Origin of the sequence: Bradyrhizobium centrolobii, from assembly GCF_001641635.1 — a bacterium.
Classification (GTDB): Bacteria; Pseudomonadota; Alphaproteobacteria; order Rhizobiales; family Xanthobacteraceae; genus Bradyrhizobium; species Bradyrhizobium centrolobii.
On the sequence record NZ_LUUB01000104.1, the window covers coordinates 15657 to 32736 of the forward strand.

The 17080-nt window shown below is 66.0% G+C and carries 17 protein-coding genes and 1 riboswitch; of the genes, 8 read left to right on the forward strand and 9 right to left on the reverse strand.

The genetic code is table 11. From position 1 onward, the window contains the following. Positions 1 to 8: 8 nt before the first annotated feature. Complete coding sequence (gene metW / locus AYJ54_RS37405; protein ID WP_063707196.1) at positions 9 to 671, reverse strand: methionine biosynthesis protein MetW; 663 nt, start codon at positions 669 to 671, stop codon at positions 9 to 11. A gap of 2 nt (positions 672 to 673) precedes the next feature. Further along, a complete protein-coding gene (metX, locus tag AYJ54_RS37410; protein ID WP_063707198.1) occupies positions 674 to 1873 on the reverse strand; it encodes a homoserine O-acetyltransferase MetX in 1200 nt (399 codons plus the stop codon). A 95-nt stretch (positions 1874 to 1968) separates the two neighbouring features. Beyond that, positions 1969 to 2048: riboswitch (SAM riboswitch) on the reverse strand. A 206-nt stretch (positions 2049 to 2254) separates the two neighbouring features. On the opposite strand from metX, the gene AYJ54_RS37415 reads away from it, so the two are divergent. Genes AYJ54_RS37415 through AYJ54_RS37425 form a run of 3 tightly spaced genes read left to right on the forward strand, consistent with a single transcriptional unit; the run spans position 2255 to position 5166 of the window. Beyond that, positions 2255 to 3103, forward strand: coding sequence for a chorismate mutase (locus AYJ54_RS37415; RefSeq protein ID WP_063707200.1), 849 nt, complete (start codon positions 2255 to 2257; stop codon positions 3101 to 3103). 33 nt (positions 3104 to 3136) lie between these two features. After that, the gene (hisC, locus tag AYJ54_RS37420) at positions 3137 to 4234 is read left to right on the forward strand and encodes a histidinol-phosphate transaminase (protein WP_063707202.1); all 1098 of its coding nucleotides are present in this window, start codon (positions 3137 to 3139) and stop codon (positions 4232 to 4234) included. After that, positions 4231 to 5166, forward strand: coding sequence for a prephenate/arogenate dehydrogenase family protein (locus AYJ54_RS37425; RefSeq protein ID WP_063707204.1), 936 nt, complete (start codon positions 4231 to 4233; stop codon positions 5164 to 5166). Before hisC ends, AYJ54_RS37425 begins: the two co-directional genes overlap by 4 nt. A 74-nt stretch (positions 5167 to 5240) precedes the next feature. On the opposite strand, the gene AYJ54_RS37430 is transcribed toward AYJ54_RS37425, so the two are convergent. Together AYJ54_RS37430 and AYJ54_RS37435 are read right to left on the reverse strand one after the other, a co-directional pair. Next, the gene (locus tag AYJ54_RS37430; RefSeq protein ID WP_063707206.1) at positions 5241 to 5465 is read right to left on the reverse strand and encodes a hypothetical protein; all 225 of its coding nucleotides are present in this window, start codon (positions 5463 to 5465) and stop codon (positions 5241 to 5243) included. A 247-nt stretch (positions 5466 to 5712) separates the two neighbouring features. Next, positions 5713 to 6897: a DUF2125 domain-containing protein gene (locus tag AYJ54_RS37435; RefSeq protein ID WP_063707208.1), complete on the reverse strand. Its 1185-nt coding sequence runs from the start codon at positions 6895 to 6897 to the stop codon at positions 5713 to 5715. A gap of 110 nt (positions 6898 to 7007) precedes the next feature. Here AYJ54_RS37435 and AYJ54_RS37440 point away from each other — a divergent pair, with 110 nt between their 5' ends. Next, positions 7008 to 7613, forward strand: a complete 606-nt coding sequence (locus tag AYJ54_RS37440) for a gamma-glutamylcyclotransferase (protein ID WP_063707210.1) — start codon at positions 7008 to 7010, stop codon at positions 7611 to 7613. 149 nt (positions 7614 to 7762) lie between these two features. Here the strand turns inward: AYJ54_RS37440 and AYJ54_RS37445 are convergent, their stop codons facing one another. From AYJ54_RS37445 to ftsE, 4 genes are all read right to left on the reverse strand, one after another. After that, entirely contained in the window at positions 7763 to 8542 is a 780-nt protein-coding gene (locus tag AYJ54_RS37445; protein WP_063707212.1) for a lysophospholipid acyltransferase family protein, read from the reverse strand. A 27-nt stretch (positions 8543 to 8569) separates the two neighbouring features. Further along, positions 8570 to 9274 (reverse strand): YdcF family protein, encoded by a 705-nt coding sequence (locus tag AYJ54_RS37450; protein ID WP_063707214.1) that lies wholly within the window; start codon positions 9272 to 9274, stop codon positions 8570 to 8572. Positions 9275 to 9346: 72 nt separating this feature from the next. Next, on the reverse strand, positions 9347 to 10315 hold the full coding sequence (locus AYJ54_RS37455; protein ID WP_063707216.1) for a cell division protein FtsX: 969 nt from the start codon (positions 10313 to 10315) through the stop codon (positions 9347 to 9349). Beyond that, positions 10308 to 10967 carry a cell division ATP-binding protein FtsE gene (gene ftsE, locus AYJ54_RS37460; protein WP_063707218.1) on the reverse strand — a complete coding sequence of 220 codons (660 nt, stop codon included), beginning with the start codon at positions 10965 to 10967 and terminating at the stop codon, positions 10308 to 10310. The genes AYJ54_RS37455 and ftsE overlap by 8 nt, the downstream gene beginning before the upstream one ends. A gap of 179 nt (positions 10968 to 11146) precedes the next feature. On the opposite strand from ftsE, the gene AYJ54_RS37465 reads away from it, so the two are divergent. Together AYJ54_RS37465 and AYJ54_RS37470 are read left to right on the forward strand one after the other, a co-directional pair. Continuing rightward, on the forward strand, positions 11147 to 12028 hold the full coding sequence (locus AYJ54_RS37465) for an MJ0042-type zinc finger domain-containing protein (RefSeq protein ID WP_063707309.1): 882 nt from the start codon (positions 11147 to 11149) through the stop codon (positions 12026 to 12028). A 36-nt stretch (positions 12029 to 12064) separates the two neighbouring features. Further along, positions 12065 to 12439, forward strand: coding sequence for a response regulator (locus AYJ54_RS37470; protein WP_063707220.1), 375 nt, complete (start codon positions 12065 to 12067; stop codon positions 12437 to 12439). A gap of 191 nt (positions 12440 to 12630) precedes the next feature. On the opposite strand, the gene AYJ54_RS37475 is transcribed toward AYJ54_RS37470, so the two are convergent. Next, on the reverse strand, positions 12631 to 15237 hold the full coding sequence (locus AYJ54_RS37475) for a TIGR02302 family protein (protein ID WP_063707222.1): 2607 nt from the start codon (positions 15235 to 15237) through the stop codon (positions 12631 to 12633). Positions 15238 to 15405: 168 nt separating this feature from the next. On the opposite strand from AYJ54_RS37475, the gene AYJ54_RS37480 reads away from it, so the two are divergent. Beyond that, on the forward strand, positions 15406 to 15789 hold the full coding sequence (locus AYJ54_RS37480) for a carboxymuconolactone decarboxylase family protein (RefSeq protein WP_063707224.1): 384 nt from the start codon (positions 15406 to 15408) through the stop codon (positions 15787 to 15789). A gap of 249 nt (positions 15790 to 16038) precedes the next feature. Next, on the forward strand, positions 16039 to 16947 hold the full coding sequence (locus AYJ54_RS37485) for an NAD(P)-dependent oxidoreductase (protein WP_063707225.1): 909 nt from the start codon (positions 16039 to 16041) through the stop codon (positions 16945 to 16947). Positions 16948 to 17080 lie beyond the last annotated feature (133 nt).

The following is a 17080-nucleotide window of genomic DNA, read 5'->3' on the forward strand; positions in this document are numbered from 1 at the left end:
CAGAAAACCTATTTTCTCCCACCCCGGCTGAGCAAAAACACCCCCTGCTCGCCGAACAGATTCCACACCCACCACGGCAGCCGTAGCCGCAGCGGGCGGCCATAGAGGTCGAGCGCCTCCGCGCGCTCCATCTTGACGTGGATCTCGTCGCAGAGCTGGACGAAATCCTTGATGGTGCAGAAATGGATGTTGGCGGTGTCGTACCAGGTCGCCGGCAGGTTCTCCGTGCGCGGCATGTGACCGCCGATCAGGAGCTGCAGGCGCATCTTCCAGTAGCCGAAGTTCGGGAACGAGACGATTGCCCGCTGTCCGATGCGCAGCAGGTTCTCCAGCACCACCCGCGGCTGCCGCGTCGCCTGCAGCGTCTGCGACAGAATCACGTAGTCGAAGGCGTCGTCAGGATAGTTGACGAGGTCGGTGTCGGCGTCACCCTGCACCACCGCGAGTCCCTTGGCGACACAGCGGTTGACGCCCTCGCGCGACAGCTCGATGCCGCGCCCGTCGATGCCGCGGCTCTCCAGAAGTTGCAGCAGATCACCGTCACCGCAGCCGACGTCGAGCACCTTCGAGCCCGGCCTGACCATCTCCGCGACCAAGAGATGGTCGGCGCGATAATGGCCGGATGGCTCGGTGGCGAGGCCGTTGAGCGGCAGCACTTCCTGTACAGACATCGCTAGCCGCCCTTGCCGGTGAGCCCGCGCGCCTTGCCCGCCGATTGCAGGAAGGCGCGGGAGATATCGAAGAATTCGGGAACGTCGAGCAGGAAGGCGTCATGGCCGCGATCGGTCTCGATCTCGGCGAACGACACCCGCGCGCTCGACGCATTCAGCGCATGCACCAGCGCGCGCGATTCCGAGGTCGGGAACAGCCAGTCGCTGGTGAAGGAGACGACGCAGAAGCGGGTCTGAATGCCGGCGAACGCCTTCGCCAGCACGCCATCATGATCGGCGGCGATGTCGAAATAGTCCATCGCACGTGTCAGATAGAGATAGCTGTTGGCGTCGAATCGCTCGACGAAGGACGAGCCCTGGTAACGCAGATAGCTCTCGACCTGGAAATCGGCATCGAACGAGAAGGTCGGCAGCTCGCGATCCTGCATGCGCCGGCCGAACTTCCGATGCAGCGCTGCATCAGACAGGTAGGTGATGTGCCCGGCCATGCGCGCCACCGCGAGGCCGCGATGCGGATGCGTCCCCTGATCGACATAGCGCCCGCCATGCCAATCCGGATCGGCCATCACCGCCTGCCGTCCGAGCTCATGGAAGGCGATATTCTGCGCCGAATGGCGCGTGCTGCACGCGGTCGGGAGTGCGGAGAACACGCGTTTCGGATAGGCCGCGGTCCATTGCAGCACCTGCATGCCGCCCATCGAGCCCCCGACAACACAGAGTAGCGTGTCGATGCCGAGGCGGTCGAGCAACATGGCCTGCGCCCGCACCATGTCGGGTATCGTAATGATTGGGAAGTCCAACCCCCACACCTTGCCGGTCGCCGGATTGGTCGAGGCCGGTCCGGTCGAGCCCATGCAGCCACCGATCACGTTCGAGCAGACGATGAAGTACTTGTCCGTATCGAGCGGACGGCCGGGCCCGACCATGATTTCCCACCAGCCCGGCTTGCCGGTCAGCGGATGCACATTGGCGACATGCTGATCGAGCGTCAGCGCATGGCAGATCAGAATGGCGTTGGAGCGATCGGCATTGAGCTCGCCATAGGTCTGGTAGGCGATCTGAAATGGCGAGAGATCGATGCCGCAATCGAGCGGCAGCGGCTGATCGGCGCCGAAATGCGCGACCTGCGAGCTCGGATGATCCGCCTCGTGCGACCGCTCTTCAGCGATCGCGGGACTGGGAATCGACTTGACGCCAACCATCTCTGACCATCGACCTCGTTTGCGATCAGCCCTTACGAGCCGCCGCTGACATCAGGCCATGAAAAACCCGGCCTGAACGATAGGTTCGGCCGGGATCGGATGCGTCCCCGGCCTGTTTAGCGAGTTTTTTAACGTGGCTGCAAGCCGGCCGGCTCAAATGACCACGGAACAGGCAAAAACTAGTGGCTTGGACGGTTTTCGTCAAGTCACGGTCCGGATTAACCAAATTCGTCTGTCGCCCGCCGGCCGAACAGGCCATCATTTCTCTTTGCTTTCGCCGCCCATCCTGCCTAATCAGGAGGTCGATCGCAGCGGATCCGGCCTTGCCGATCTGCCTTTGCCGACCCGAATTGGAACGCCTCTCAACAGCCCCTGTCAGATATGTCCCAACGTCCGCCCGCGCCACCATCGTTGCAGGAATTGCGCAAGGAGATTGATGCGATCGACGAGGGCATGCATCGCCTGCTGATGCAGCGCGGCGACATCATCGACCGCCTGATCCAGGTGAAGCAGACCCAGGAGGTGGGCTCCGCATTCCGCCCGGCGCGCGAGGCCGACATGATGCGCCATCTCGTCCAGCGCCATCGCGGCATCCTGCCGCTCGACACGGTCGAGAGCATCTGGCGCGTCATCATCTCCACGTTCACTTACGTGCAAGCGCCATTCTCGGTGCATGCCGACGTCTCGGTAAGCGAACCCGCGATGCGGGATTCCGCGCGCTTCCATTTCGGCTTCACTGTGCCTTACGTCGCGCATTTCAGCGCGCAGGCGGCGGTCGAGGCGGTGGCAAAATCCAAGGGCGATCTGGCGCTGGTCTCGGCGACCTCCAGCCGCACGCCGTGGTGGCTGACGCTGGAGGAGGCGGGCGCGCCGAAGATCATCGCACGTCTGCCCTTCGTCGAGCGCGCCGACCATCCGGCGGCGCTCCCGGTGTTCGTGGTCTCGCGCGTCGCCGACAGCGCCATGGTGACGGAGGTCGAGACCTTCAGCGTGCGCGTGTCCGGCTGGAATGCCGAGATCGCTCGCGCCCTGTCGCCGCTCGCCGAGATCGTGGCGGTGCCCGATACCGCCTTCGACGGCGCGGCGCTGCTGATCTCGATCACCGCAGCGAGCAGCCTCGACAAGATCAAGGCAGCCCTGATCGACGCGGGGGCCTCCGTCCGCTCCACGGCTCTCGTCGGCAGCCACGCAACGCGCTATACGGTGCCCCCGACCGGGACGAAATCGTAAGCCACGAGCCGTCCCGCCAATCCGGAGTCCAAGATGTCCCGCCCCGTGCCGAACCCCGGCATTCTCGATATTGCGCCCTACACACCCGGCAAGAGCCCGGTGCCGGAGCCGGGCCGCAAGGTGTTCAAGCTGTCGGCCAACGAGACGCCGTTCGGGCCTTCGCCCCAGGCGATCGAGGCTTTCAAGCACGTGGCATCGCATCTGGAGGACTATCCCGAAGGCACCTCGCGCGTGCTGCGCGAGGCGATCGGCCGTTCTTTCGGCCTCGATCCCAACCGCATCATCTGCGGCGCGGGCTCGGACGAGATCCTCAATCTGCTCGCCCACACCTATCTCAGCCGTGGTGATGAAGCGATCTCGACCACCCACGGCTTCCTGGTCTACCCGATCGCGACCATGGCGAACGGCGCCAAGAACATCGTGGCGCCCGAGAAGAACCTCACCGCCGACGTCGACGCCATCCTCGAGGCGGTGACGCCGCGGACCAAGCTGGTCTGGCTCGCCAACCCCAACAATCCGACCGGCACCTATCTGCCGTTCGACGAGGTCAAGCGCCTGCGCGCCGGCCTGCCGTCGCATGTGCTGCTGGTGCTGGACGCAGCCTATTGCGACTACGTTTCACGCAACGACTACGAGATGGGGATCGAGCTCGTCGCCACGACCGAGAACACCGTGGTGACGCACACCTTCTCCAAGATTCACGGCCTCGCGGCGCTTCGCATCGGCTGGATGTTCGGCCCCGAGCACATCATCGATGCCGTCAACCGCATCCGCGGTCCCTTCAACGTGTCGACGCCGGCAATGTATGCCGCGGTCGCCGCGATCGAGGACACTGCGCATCAGGCGATGTCGAAGCAGTTCACCGAAACCTGGCGCAACTGGCTGACCGAGGAGATCGGCAAGCTTGGTCTGAAGGTGACGCCGAGCGTCGCCAATTTCGTGCTGATCCACTTCCCGACCGACAGGGGCAAGACCGCCGACGACGCTGATGCCTTCCTGACCAAGCGCGGCCTGGTGCTGCGGGCGCTGAAGAACTACGGCCTGCCGCATTCGCTGCGTATGACCATCGGCACCGAGGAGGCCAACCGCCTCGTGGTCGAGGCCTTGCGCGACTTCGTGGCCGGCAAATGAGCGCCGCTCCCCACTTCCAGCGCATCGCCCTGATCGGCTTCGGCCTGATCGGCGGCTCGATCGCGCGCGCTGCGAAGCTCCAGGGCCTGGCCGGCGAGATCGTCACCACTGCGCGCTCGGAGAAGACGCGCGCGCGGGTCGTCGAGCTCGGCATCGTCGATGAGGTCGTGGCGACCAATGCGGAGGCAGTGAAGGATGCCGACCTCGTCATCCTCTGCATCCCCGTCGGCGCCTGCGGACCGGTGGCGCAGGAGATCGCGGCGTATCTCAAGCCCGGGGCAATCATCTCCGACGTCGGCTCGGTCAAGGGCGCGGTGGTCAGGGACATGGCGCCGCATCTGCCGAAGGGCATTCATTTTATTCCCGCACACCCCGTCGCGGGCACGGAGCATTCGGGGCCGGATTCCGGCTTCGCCGAGCTCTTCATCAACCGCTGGTGCATCCTCACCCCGCCCGAAGGCACCGACACCGCCGCCGTCGAGCATCTGCGCGCGTTCTGGGCGGCGATGGGCGCCAAGGTCGAGATCATGACGCCGGACCATCATGATCTCGTGCTCGCCATCACCAGCCATCTGCCGCATCTCATCGCCTACACCATCGTCGGCACCGCCGACGAGCTGGCACAGGTGACGGAGTCCGAGGTGATCAAGTTCTCCGCCGGTGGTTTTCGCGACTTCACCCGCATCGCGGCGTCCGATCCGACGATGTGGCGCGACGTCTTCCTCGCCAACAAGGAGGCCGTGCTGGAAATGCTCGGCACCTTCACCGAGGATCTCGCAAAGCTCACCCGCGCCATTCGCCGCGGCGACGGCGAGGCGCTGTTCGATCACTTCACCCGCACCCGCGCCATCCGCCGCGGCATCGTCGAGATCGGCCAGGATTCGGCGGCACCGGATTTCGGCCGGCCGCACCCGGCGCTCGAGAAGAAATGACGAGCATGGGCCCAGCCGATCAGATCCGGCCGGGTCCACCTCAGAACGCGCAGCGCTCGCGGACGTAAGCAATCCTATTTGCCCTTGGCTGCGTGCGGCATCACGTGCCGCGGCGGCTTCGCCATCGACGGCACGAACGCCATCGCATCCCGCGCGCCGCCGAGCGCAGTGGCGTGATCGCCATTCGGATACTGGGCTGCGAATGCGGCCGGCTCCTGCGACTGCCACTGCGCGAGCGCGGGCGTCGCAAATGCGGTCGTGAAGGCGATGGCGGCAATGAACAGCTTGGACTTCGTCATGGTGGTCTCTCCTGAACCGGCCGCCACAGTATGCGGCCGACATAGAGAGAGAACGGACTTTGCGACCTCGCATTCCCGGCGTGCAATCACGATCCAGCGAAGGGTCCGTGACGTCAGCTCGTAGCCCGGATGGAGCGCAGCGCAATCCGGGACTCGTGAATGCAGGACGCTGCGCCTCGGATTTCGCGGAGCCTGTCATCGGGCGACGCTTCGCGCCGACCCGTTGGCTCCATGCGGGCTACTACAGCTAGTACAGCGGCGGAATCTGCCCGACCTTGATCGGGCCGAGCAGCACCGCGCCATCGGCGAAGCGCAAGGGGAAGCTGCGGGCCTTCTTGCCTTCCAGCGTGCTCTCGGTGCCGAGCGAATTGATGCCGGCGGCAAGCCCGACATTGGCGTTCTGCTTGACCACCTTGCCGAGTCCGGGAATGGCGCGGTCGAGGGCGCCGAACAGGTTGTTGAGGTCCTGCGTCTTCACGCCGGGCGCGACACGGTCGAGCGTCGCTTGCGGCACGCCTTCCTCCAGCATCTTCTCGATGCCGAGCGCGGGGATCACCCGCTCGAGGCCGGCCACCGTCATCTGCAATTCGCCGTCGAGACGGCCATTGGCGGAGAGGCCGAGCGTGCCGGCCGCGACCGCGATCATGTCGCCCTGCTGGATCCGCGACTGCACGATTTCGATATGGCCGCCGGCGGCCTGGAGTTCGCGGAAGCGCTGCGGCCAGGGCTTCGGCGTGAAATCGGTGAGCCCGGTGACCTTCGCGCGCACGTCTGCCTCGAACGGCTCCAAGAGCAGGGGATGCAGGCCCTGGATGCTGCCCTGTGCGATCTGAAGCACGGTCTCGATGACCGGATGATCGCGCGACGATCCGTCCGCGAGGCGCCCATGCAGCTCGACTTGTTTTGCCCGCGCGAGCGGCACCTGCATCGTGCCGTCGAGACGGTTGATGGTTGGGTCGTCGAACACGATGGAGGCGCGCTCCGGCACCGCCGGCAGGCCGAACACGCTGCTGCGGCCCTTGCTCCAGTTCACCACGAACGAGGTCTGCGTGACGCCGTCGGTCAGCGTTGCGGGCGCCGAGAATTCGGCAATGACGAGCTTGGGGTCGTAGACCTGAGCGACGACCAGGATGTTGTCGAGCTTGGCCGTGAACGGCGTCTTGCTCGCGTTCTGCGAGACCAGAGCGACGCTGGCGCCGGAGCACTGAACCTCGAAGCGGAACGGGAAGCCAGCGATCGAGCGCTTGGCGCAATCATAGATGCGGCCGGACCTGGCCTCCTGCGCGCGCCAGGCGTCGGCGGCTACCTCGGCCTGCGAGGCGGCATAGAACCAGAACCCGCTCCAGGCGACGGCGAGGATCAGGAGGAGGACGGGGGCGATGAAAAGGCCCCAACGGGAGCGCCGGCCTGCGGCAACGGTCATATCGGACATGCGGCGACCCTTTGACCACAGATTTTGGCAAATGTAAGCGAGGTTCGTCTGCCACGAAAGGCGGAGAATTCGCTTCGCTTGGGGACGCGGTTCTGGTAGCCGTGCCCGAAATGTCGGAAACTACCCTCCCCTCCGTCACCACCGCCACGGGCGACCTCTGGGTGTTCGGCTACGGCTCGCTGATGTGGCGGCCAGGCTTCGAATTCGAGGAGCGTGTCCCGGCACGTCTGGTCGGCGAGCACCGTGCGCTCTGCGTCTTCTCCTTCGTGCATCGCGGCACGCCCGAGAAGCCGGGCCTGGTGCTCGGCCTCGACCGCGGCGGGGCCTGCCGCGGCATCGCCTTCCGCGTCGCCGAGAAGAACCGCGCCGATGTGGTCGACTATTTGCGGGCGCGGGAGCAGGTGACGTCGGTCTATCGCGAGGTGATGCGCTCGGTGTGGCTGGAGAACGATGCGCGCCAGCGTGTCGCCGCACTCGCCTATGTCGTCGACCGCGGCCACGCGCAATATGCCGGCCGGCTGTCGCTCGCCGAACAGCACCGCCATGTGCTGCAAGGCCACGGCCAGTCCGGCGCCAACCGCGACTACGTGACCGCGACGGTCAAGGCGATCGAGGCCGAAGGCTTTCGCGATGCCCCGCTGCATCAGCTCGCAACGATGCTGCATGGCGAAGCGCATTCCCTGCACGCCTCCCTTCCGGACGACGAGCAACGCTAGCCCGACGGACGCCTCCATGACGAAGAGCGCCAGGGACATCCTGGTCGAGCGGAGGGCCGGCGCCTGCGCTCGCCCGATCAACTACGCCAACGTGCGCACATAGAGGAAGCTTCGCGCCAGGTTGCCCGAGATCGCCGGAAGGATTCGCCTCACACCGCCCGCCCCTCGCCCACATAGTTCGGGGCGCGGCCGATGAGCTGCTCCTGCTCCCGCCGTCCCGCCTCGACGATGCGGCCGGTCGCTTCCTCGATCGCGGTTCTGACGCGGCCGACGAATTCGTCCTTCGGCAGGCCGGGCGGCAGCGGGTCGAGGAATTCCACGACCAGCGTTCCCGGATAGCGCATGAAGTTGCGGCGCGGCCAGAACAGGCCGGAGTTGAGCGCGACGGGAATGCACGGCACGCCGCAGCTCGCATAGATCTGCGCAAAGCCGCTCTTGTAGGCCGGCGGAGCGCCCGGCGTCGTACGCGTCCCTTCCGGAAAGATCACGAACTGCCGCCCGCCACGCACCGCTTCGCGCGCCCGCCTTGTCATGTCGAGCAGCGCGCGCACGCCTTTCTTGCGATCGACCGCGATCATGCCGAGCTTGGTCAGGAATTGACCGAACACGGGAATGAACAGCAGCTCGCGCTTGAGCACGAAGATCGGCCGGTCAAGGCACTTCAGCAGTCCGAAGGTCTCCCAGAACGACTGGTGCTTGGAGGCGACGACCAGCGGCCCCTGCGGAATCTTCTCGACGCCGCGAAACTCGACCTTGATGTTGCAGATGACGCGCATCAGGAACAGGCTGCTGTTCACCCACCAGCCACCGACCGTGAACAGGGCTCGCATCGGCAGCGCGAAGGTCGGCAGCGCGATGATCGCCCAGAAAAAGAACACGAGCCAGAACAGCACGTTGAAGACGAGCGAACGCAGGAAAATCGAGAACATCCGGCTAAATCCGATCAATGGACCCTGTCAGTTGGCCTGTGCGGTGGCGGGCCGCTTCGACGGCTGGCCCGCAGGCTGCTCCGACACTTCGGGCGAAAGGTCAATCCCGAAATCCTCGAGCCGCACCCTGAGCTCGGCCGCGATGTACTTGACATATTCCGACAGGAGCAGCCGCAGCGTCGAGGCCGAGGTCCACCACGGCTCCTCGCGCCATTTGTCGCCGACCACCGCGAACGGGATCAGCGCCGTATCCGGCATCGCATGCGAGAACTCCACCAGCGCGCGCGGCATGTGATAGTTCGAGGTGACCACGATCAGCGACTTGAAGCCGCGCTCCTGTGCCCAGCGCCGCGCCTCCGCCGCGTTGCCGCGGGTCGAGACCGCGGTCCGGTCGAGATCGACGCAGCAACGCATGAAGGACTGGTTTTCAGGCAGCGTCCGGGAGATGTCGCTTGCCGTAGAGGTCGGGTGCACGCCCGAGATCAGGAGCCGCTTGCCGTAGCCGGCCGCTAGCAGCTCCATCGCATCCGACACCCGCGAGGAGCCGCCGGTCAGGACCACGATGCCGTCGGCCTTGCGATCCGGCGCGATCTCTGCGCCCCGCAATTGCGACAGGAACGCGACGAAGCCCGCCGCCGCGCCGACGAAGACGAGCGCGATCGTCGACACGACGGTCGCGCGCAGCCAGCCGCGCGGCAAGTTCGGCGTTCGATCGTCGGTCGGCGCGCTCATGCGATGTTCGGTGATCCCTTCCCCGGATGATTTTAAGACGTTTTAAGGCGAAGTGGAGTCCGGTTTGCGGACCTAATCGACATCGTTCAGCGTCGCGAACAGCGTCTGGCGCGCGGCGACCGCTGTGATCGCGCCGATCAGCAGCGCCTGCACGGCGAGCACGATGTAGCCGGACGGCCGCAGCGAGAAGGTGCCGAGCAGGGCTGCAAACTGGTCGCCGACCGGCGTGCCTGAGAACCAGCCGGCGATGGACTCGGAGAAGCCGAACACCAGCATGGCGACGCCGCCGCCGATCACGCCGCCCTCGAGCCCCAGGCGGAGGAAATGCCGCAGGAAGCGGTTGGCGATGTAGCGGTCGCCGGCGCCGACGAAATGCAGCACCTCGACGATCGGCCGGTTCGCCGCCATCGCACCGCGGGTCGCGAACGAGACCGAGATGATGGTTGCGACGATCACGAGCGCGAGGATGCCGAGGCCAGCGAGCACGGTCGCGTTGGTCATCGAGCGCATGCGCTCGATCCAGGCACGGTGATCGTCGACACTCGCGCTTGGGGCCACCTGCGTCACGCGGGCGCGCAAGCCGGCGAGATCGAGCTGCGTGCCCGGCTGCACGCGGGCGATGATCATGCGCGGCACCGGCAGATCATCCATCGACAGGCCCGTGCCGAGCCAGGGCTCGAGCAGCTTGCCGGATTCCTCCTTGCTGAACGGCTTGACCTCGACGATGCCCGCTTGCGCGCGCATCGCCTCGATGACCGCCGCAGTGTCGCGCTCGATGTCGCGTCCGGCCTGCGGGCGGACCTGTATGGTGATTTCGCTCGCCACATCCGATTGCCATTCCGCGGCCGAGGCGCTGACCAGCAGCACCGTGCCGGTTGCCATCGAGGCGAGGAACGTCATGATGGCGACGACGGCGACGAGCGCACGACCGTGGATCGAGGCGCGCGGCACGATCGGAGACATGTTGCGCGCTTTGGCCGGCAACGGCGGACGTTCCTGTCCGAGGTCAACCAGCACGCCGCGCTCTTCGGTCCTATTCATAGACGTGCAGCCGTCCCTGGTGCAGCACCAGCCGCCGCGCCTCGTACTGGTCCATCAGGCCGATGTCATGGGTCGCGATGATGACGGCGGTGCCGGACTTGTTGAGCTCGATGAAGAGCCGCAGCAGCCTTCGTCCGAGCGTCGGATCGACGCTGCCGGTCGGCTCGTCCGCAAGCAGGAGCTGCGGCCGCGAGATCACTGCGCGCGCGATCGCCGCGCGCTGCTTCTCGCCACCGGACAGGATCGGCGGCAACGCGTCCATGCGGTCGCCGAGCCCCACCCAGCGCAGGAGATCGATGACCTCCTTGCGATAGCTCGATTCACTGCGGCCCATGACACGGAACGGCAACGCCACGTTCTCGTAGGTCGTCATGTGGTCGAGCAGGCGGAAATCCTGGAGCACGATGCCGATGCGCTTGCGCAAGTCGGCGATCTCGTCCTTGCCGAGCAGCGAGATGTCATGGCCGAACAGGTTGACCAGCCCGCGCGTCGGGCGCAGCGACAGGAACAAAAGGCGCAGCAGCGAGGTCTTGCCGGCGCCGGACGGGCCGGTGAGGAATTGGAAGGAATGCGCCGGGATCTGGAAGCTCAGGTCGCGCAGGATCTCCGGCCCCAGACCGTAACGCAGTCCAACATTTTCGAACCGAACCAAGCTCAGCTCCGTTCGAGAGGGGACGCGGCGCGCAGCGCGAAATTCTGCCGCACGCTCGAGAAGGGTTGTGCGGCCGTTATGGTTTCCGATTCGTTAACGGTCTCCCTGTAGCATCCAAGGTGCCCGGTTTCGCACGACTGGGTCATCGCCAAGACTTGTCCATGCATCAAGGCTCGTCCATGCACATCGTCTGCCCCCATTGTACGACATCCTACGCCATCAAGCTTGCGAGCCTGGGGGCGAATGGGCGGACGGTACGCTGCTCCCGCTGCAAGGAAACCTGGGTCGCGCGCCCCGAGGACGCCATCGAGGAAATGCCGGTCCCGGCCATGGCCGCGGCGAACCAGGCCGACGATCAGTCAGACCTCGCCGAACAGTGGAACTCCTATGCCAGGGACGACGGCGCGGCCGACACGCCGGTGGTCGACAGCCCCTCGATCGCCAGCGACTGGCCGTCCGAGGACGCCAGATCGACCGAGGACGACTGGTCGGCAGCGCAGTCCACCGAGGACGACAACGGCGGCGCTCAGCACCAGTCCTGGTTCCGCGGCCTGTTCCGCCGGCGCATGGCGCAGGTGAGCCGCGAGCGCGAGGCTGCGCCCCCGGCGCGGCGAAGATCCTATTTCGGCCTGCCGACCGCCTGCGCCGCCATGGGCGCGCTGGTCGTGGCTCTCGTGACCTGGCGCGCCGACATGGTGCGGCTGCTGCCGCAGACGGCGGCGTTCTACAAAATGGTCGGCCTCGGGGTGAACCTGCGAGGGCTGGCCTTCAGGGACATCAAGCTCTCCAGCGAGACCGTGGACGGCAAGCAGGTCCTGGTGATCGAGGGCGTGATCGTCGGTGAAGGCAAGAAGCCGCTGGAGATCCCGCGGCTGCGCTTCGCGGTGCGCGACGCGCAAGGTGCGGAGATCTATGCCTGGAATACGGTGCTGGAGCAGACGGTGCTGCGGCCGGGCGAGCGCGCCTTCTTCAAGTCGCGCCTGGCCTCGCCGCCGCCGGAGGGCCGCAATATCGATGTTCGTTTCTTCAACCGGCGCGACGTCACCGGCGGCAGCGTATAATCGGCATCGCCGGGTCCCGCGCGGGAGGTTGGTCCCATGCCAAAAGTCTTGATCGCCGACGACGAGGATTCCATGCGCACGCTGGTCGCGCGCGCAATCGCCATGGACGGTCACCAGATCGTCACCGCGCAGGACGGCGCCGAGGCGCTGGAGATCCTGATCCGCGAAGATGGCGCGTTCGACCTGCTGCTCACCGACATCCAGATGCCGGTGATGGACGGCATCGCGCTCGCGCTCTCCGCCGCGCGCGACTTTCCCGACCTGACCATCCTGCTGATGACCGGATTTGCCGACCAGCGCGAACGCGCATCGAACCTGAATGCGCTGGTGCATGACGTCGTCACCAAGCCGTTCTCGGTCGCCGACATCCGCACCGCGGTCGCGGATGCGCTGGCGGCGAAGAAGGGATAGCGAGCGTCATACTCCCGGTGTCGTCCCGGCGAAGGCCGGGGACCCATAACCACAGGAAGTAGTTTGGCGAAGACTCGTGGTTACCACCTGCACGCCACAACCTCTCCCTGGGGGTATGGGTCCCGGCCTTCGCCGGGACGACATCAAGGACGCGTTGCGCGGAGTGGCTTGGCTGTCGGCGGTTGGTCGCCTCAGAAATCCTTCAGCAGCCGCTCGAGATAATCGAGCTCGATCTGCGGGCGCGAGGGGTCGCCGAGGCGGCGGCGGAGCTCTTCGAGGATGCGGCGGACGCGCTGAACGTCGATCTCACCGGGAATCTTCACGGTGTAGTCGTCGCCCAGTTCACGGCCGTGAAGCGGACGGCCGAGCGGATCGGTCTGGTTGCCACCGGCCTGGCGGCCGGCGCGATTGCCGGGACCATCGCCCTGGCCGTCGCCATCGCCCTGCTGCATAGCCTCGGCCATCTTCTGTGCACCCTTGCGCAGCGCGTCCAGCGCCTTGCCCTGGGAGTCTACGGCACCGTCGGCATTGCCCTCGCCGAGCTTCGAACCGGCATCGCCCATGGCGCTGTCGGCGGAATCCAGCCCGCCATCGTCGTCACCCTGGTCGGCGTCCTGATCGCCCTGGCCCGGCTGCCCCTGGCCCTGCTGACCTTGCTCGCCGCGCTGGCCTTTCTGTCCCTTCTGGCCGTTCTGCGCGAGGCCGCGCTTGGCAAGCTCGTCCTGCAGCTTCTTCAACCGGTCGCGCAGCGCCTGCTGGTCCTGCTGGAGGTCCGACATCGACTGGTCGCCCTGCTGCTTGCCGCGCATGCGGTCGCGTCGGGAGTCCTGGCCTTGCTTGAAGGTCCTGTCGCGCAATTGCTGCTGCTTGCGGATCATGTCGCCGAGCTCGTTGAGCGCCTGCTCCATGTCGCTGTCGCCGGACTGCCCCGGCTGCGCCATCTGGAGGCCCTCCAGCATCTGCTGAAGCTGGTCGAGCAACTGCTTGGCCGCGTCCTTGTCGCCGGAGCGCGACAGGCGCTCCATGCGGTCGATCATGTTGTTGAGGTCCTGCTGGCGCAGGATCTTCGTATTGGGGTCGAGCGGCCGGGCAAGCTGCTGCGGATTGTTGCGGGACTGCTCGGCGAGCTGGCGCATGAAATTCTCGAGCGCCTGGCGCAGATCCTGCGCGAGCTTCTTGATCTCCTCGTCGCTCGCGCCGCGCTCCAGGGCCTGCTTCAGCGCGTCCTGCGCCGCGCGCAGCGCCTTGTCGACATCGGTGATGTTGCCGTCCTCGATCGTCACCGCGAGCGCCCACAAGCTCGCCACGACCTCGCGCAGCGCATCGTCGGTGCGCGCCGCCTCGAGTTGCCGCGACACGCTGTAGAGCCCGAGATACTGCCCGGTCTCCGGCGTGAACAATTCGGGCGCGATCATCAGCGCATCCAGCGCGGCATAGACGTCGGCATTCTTGTTGGCATCAAGCGCGAGGATACGTCGCTGCTCGATCAACGCGCGCGCAAGCGGCTTGGTGAAGAGCCGCTCCGGCAGGCGCATGTTGAACGGCTCGCTTTTCGCCTCGTTGCCGCCCTCGTCTTTGGCGGTCAGCGTCAGCGTGACGTCGGCGCCGGCATAGGGGTCTTCGCTGAGGTCCTTTACTGTCTGGCCGACGCCGTTGCGTGTACGTGCATTCGGCAGCACAAGAGCGAATTGCGGCGGCTGGAACAGCGGCCGCGCGGGCTTGGCATCGGCGTCCTTCGTACCGCCCTTGACGTCGGCGGGACGTGCAGCGAACTGCGCCTCGGCGCCGGTGACGCCGTAATCGTCCTCGATCTTGTAGGCGAGCTGCAGTGCGCCGCGCGCCTGGCGCTCCGGATCCTTGGCGAGCGCAATCGTCGGCGGACGATCCGGCGTCGCGGCGAAGGTCCACTGCGGCTGTCCGGACGGCGCGCGGACATGCGCGGTGCCGTCGCCGGTGATGGTGAAGTGCTTCTCGTTGGTACCCTTGGGTGCTGCCTCGGTGGACGCAGCCTCCTTGAGACCGCCGGAGACGACGACATCCAGGCTGCCGCCGGAGGGGCGCACGATCAGCGTGGAGCCGGCAGGCACGGCGAGCGGCCCGCTCGCCGGCAGCGCGGCGGCTTCCTTGTTGGCGGCCGACAGGATCATCGGCGGCTTCGCGGTGTAGACCGGCGGGGTGACCCAGGCATCGACGCGGATATTGGTCGGCGCCAGCACGCCGTTCCAGTCGAAGGCGGCACCTAACCGCAGCGCGCGCTCGTCGCCGGCGGCAAAGAAAGTTGCGACCAGCATCACCATCACCAGCGCACGCAGCGCCCAGGGGTCGTGGATGGCAAGGCGCGGATGCGGCAAACCGGCGTGGATGCGTTTGAGCGAGGCCAGCGTGCGCTCGCGCTGGGCCTGCCACAGCGCCTGCGCGACCGGATCCTGCGAAGTCAGCGTATCCGTGAGCGTGGTGGCGGGACGGTGACGGATACCCGAACCGCGGTCGAGGCGGCCCAGTGCTTGCTCACGGGTCGGCCAGCGGAAGCGAACCAGCGGGAACAGGGCGGCAGCGGCAAGGCCTGCGAAGACAGCAAGACCAATCGCGCGGGCGACGGACGGCAGCGCCAACCAGAGACCGGCCCAGGACACCACCAGGAACAGCCCAGCAACAGTCAGCAGCCGCGCCAGATGTGGCCAGGCGCGCTCCCATGCGATGGCATATGTAGCCCGTTGCAGGGCCTGCGTCAGCTTCAGCCGCGACAGAGCGTCGCCATCGCGGATCTGGTCTGACGGGTCGGGGGTGACGCCGTTCAATCAACTCTCCAGGTTGCCCGGTGAGAGAAGCCTATCACAACGGCAGCACTGAGGCATCCGTTCCTGTACGGGACACATCCCTTTTCCCGCATAACACGAGGACGTGACTGGCCCGGCGCAACCCCGTAATTTCCGCGGCGCCAATCCAAGGGACGAGAAGGAAATGCCATGGACAAGAAGATGCACGACAAGGGCCTGGAAGTTCGCAAAGCGGTGCTCGGCGAGGCCTATGTCAACAGCGCCCTGAAGAACGTCGACGATTTCAACCGTCCGTTCCAGGAGATGCTCAACGAATATTGCTGGGGCACGGTGTGGGGCCGCGAGGAACTGCCGCGCAAAACCCGCAGCATGCTCAACATCGCGATGATTGCGATCCTCAACCGCCAGCACGAATTTCGTGCGCATCTGAAGGGCGCGCTCACCAACGGAGTCACCCGCGACGAGATCCGCGAGATCCTGATGCAGGTCGCGATCTATGGCGGCATGCCGGCCGCGGTCGACAGTTTCAGGATTGCGCGTGAGGTGTTCGCGGAGATCGACGGCAAGGCGTGAGGCGGCGTCGACGTTAGGGACGCGATACACCTCCCTCGACGTCGTCCCGGACAAGCGTCGCGAAGCGGAGCGCAGGGACCCATAACCACAGGAAGATGTGGTTACGGGGACTCGGAGTTACCGCCCCCGCACGACGACTTCTCCCTGGGGTTATCGGTCCCGGCCTTCGCCGGGACGACGGCGGAAGATGCGGCACGCGCCTCCGCTCCGATCAACGAACAACATAAGAACAACATAAAAGGAAACACCATGGACATCGGATTCATCGGCCTCGGAAACATGGGTTTCCCAATGGCGCGGCGGCTGATCGAGGCGGGGCATCGGCTCGTCGCGTTCGACACGCGCAAGGAGGTCGTCGACAAGCTCGTCGCGCGCGGCGCGACGGCGGCGACGTCGCCGAAGAACGTTGCCGATCAGGTCGAGACCGTGATGGCGAGCCTGCCCTCGCTGCAGGCTTCGCTCGCGGTCGCCACCGGCGCGAACGGCGTGATCGAGGGCGAGCGCGTCAAGCGCTTCGTTGATCTCTCGACCGTCGGCTCGCAGATGGCGACGAATATCCATGGCCTGCTCGCGGGGCGTAACATCGTGCAGATCGACAGCCCCGTCTCCGGCGGTGTCGCCGGCGCGGAGAAGGGCACGCTGGCGGTGATGGTGTCCGGACCGAAGGCGGAGTTCGAGATGATCAAGGCCGCGCTCGACGTGATCGGGAAGGTGTTCTTCATCGGCGAGAAGCCGGGCGCCGCGCAGACCATGAAGCTCGCCAACAATTTCCTGTCGGCAACCGCGATCGTGGCCACATCGGAAGCGGTGGTGATGGGCGTGAAGGCCGGGCTCGATCCCGCCGTGATGATCGACGTGATCAATGCCGCCTCCGGTATGAACACCGCGAGCCGCGACAAGTTTCCGCGCTCGGTGCTGCCGCGCACCTTCGACTTCGGCTTCGCCACGGGCTTGATGGTGAAGGATGTGCGGCTGGCGCTCGAGGAGATGAAGCAGCTCGGCCTGTCGATGGAAGTGGCCGACGCGGTCGGACGCCTGTGGGAGACCGTGATCAGCGCCGAAGGCGCCGACTCCGACTTCACCGCGGCGATCAAGCCGATCGAGAAGAAGGCGGGAGTTGTGGTTGGCGGGAAGACGGGCGGCTTGGCGGGGAAGTAGTCGTCTCGCCACTTCCTCTGTCGTCGTCCCGGCGAAGGCCGGGACCCATAACCACAGGAAGTGGTTTGGCGAAGACTCGTGGTTACCAGCTTCGCGCCACAACTCCTCCCTGGGGCTATGGGTCCCGGCCTTC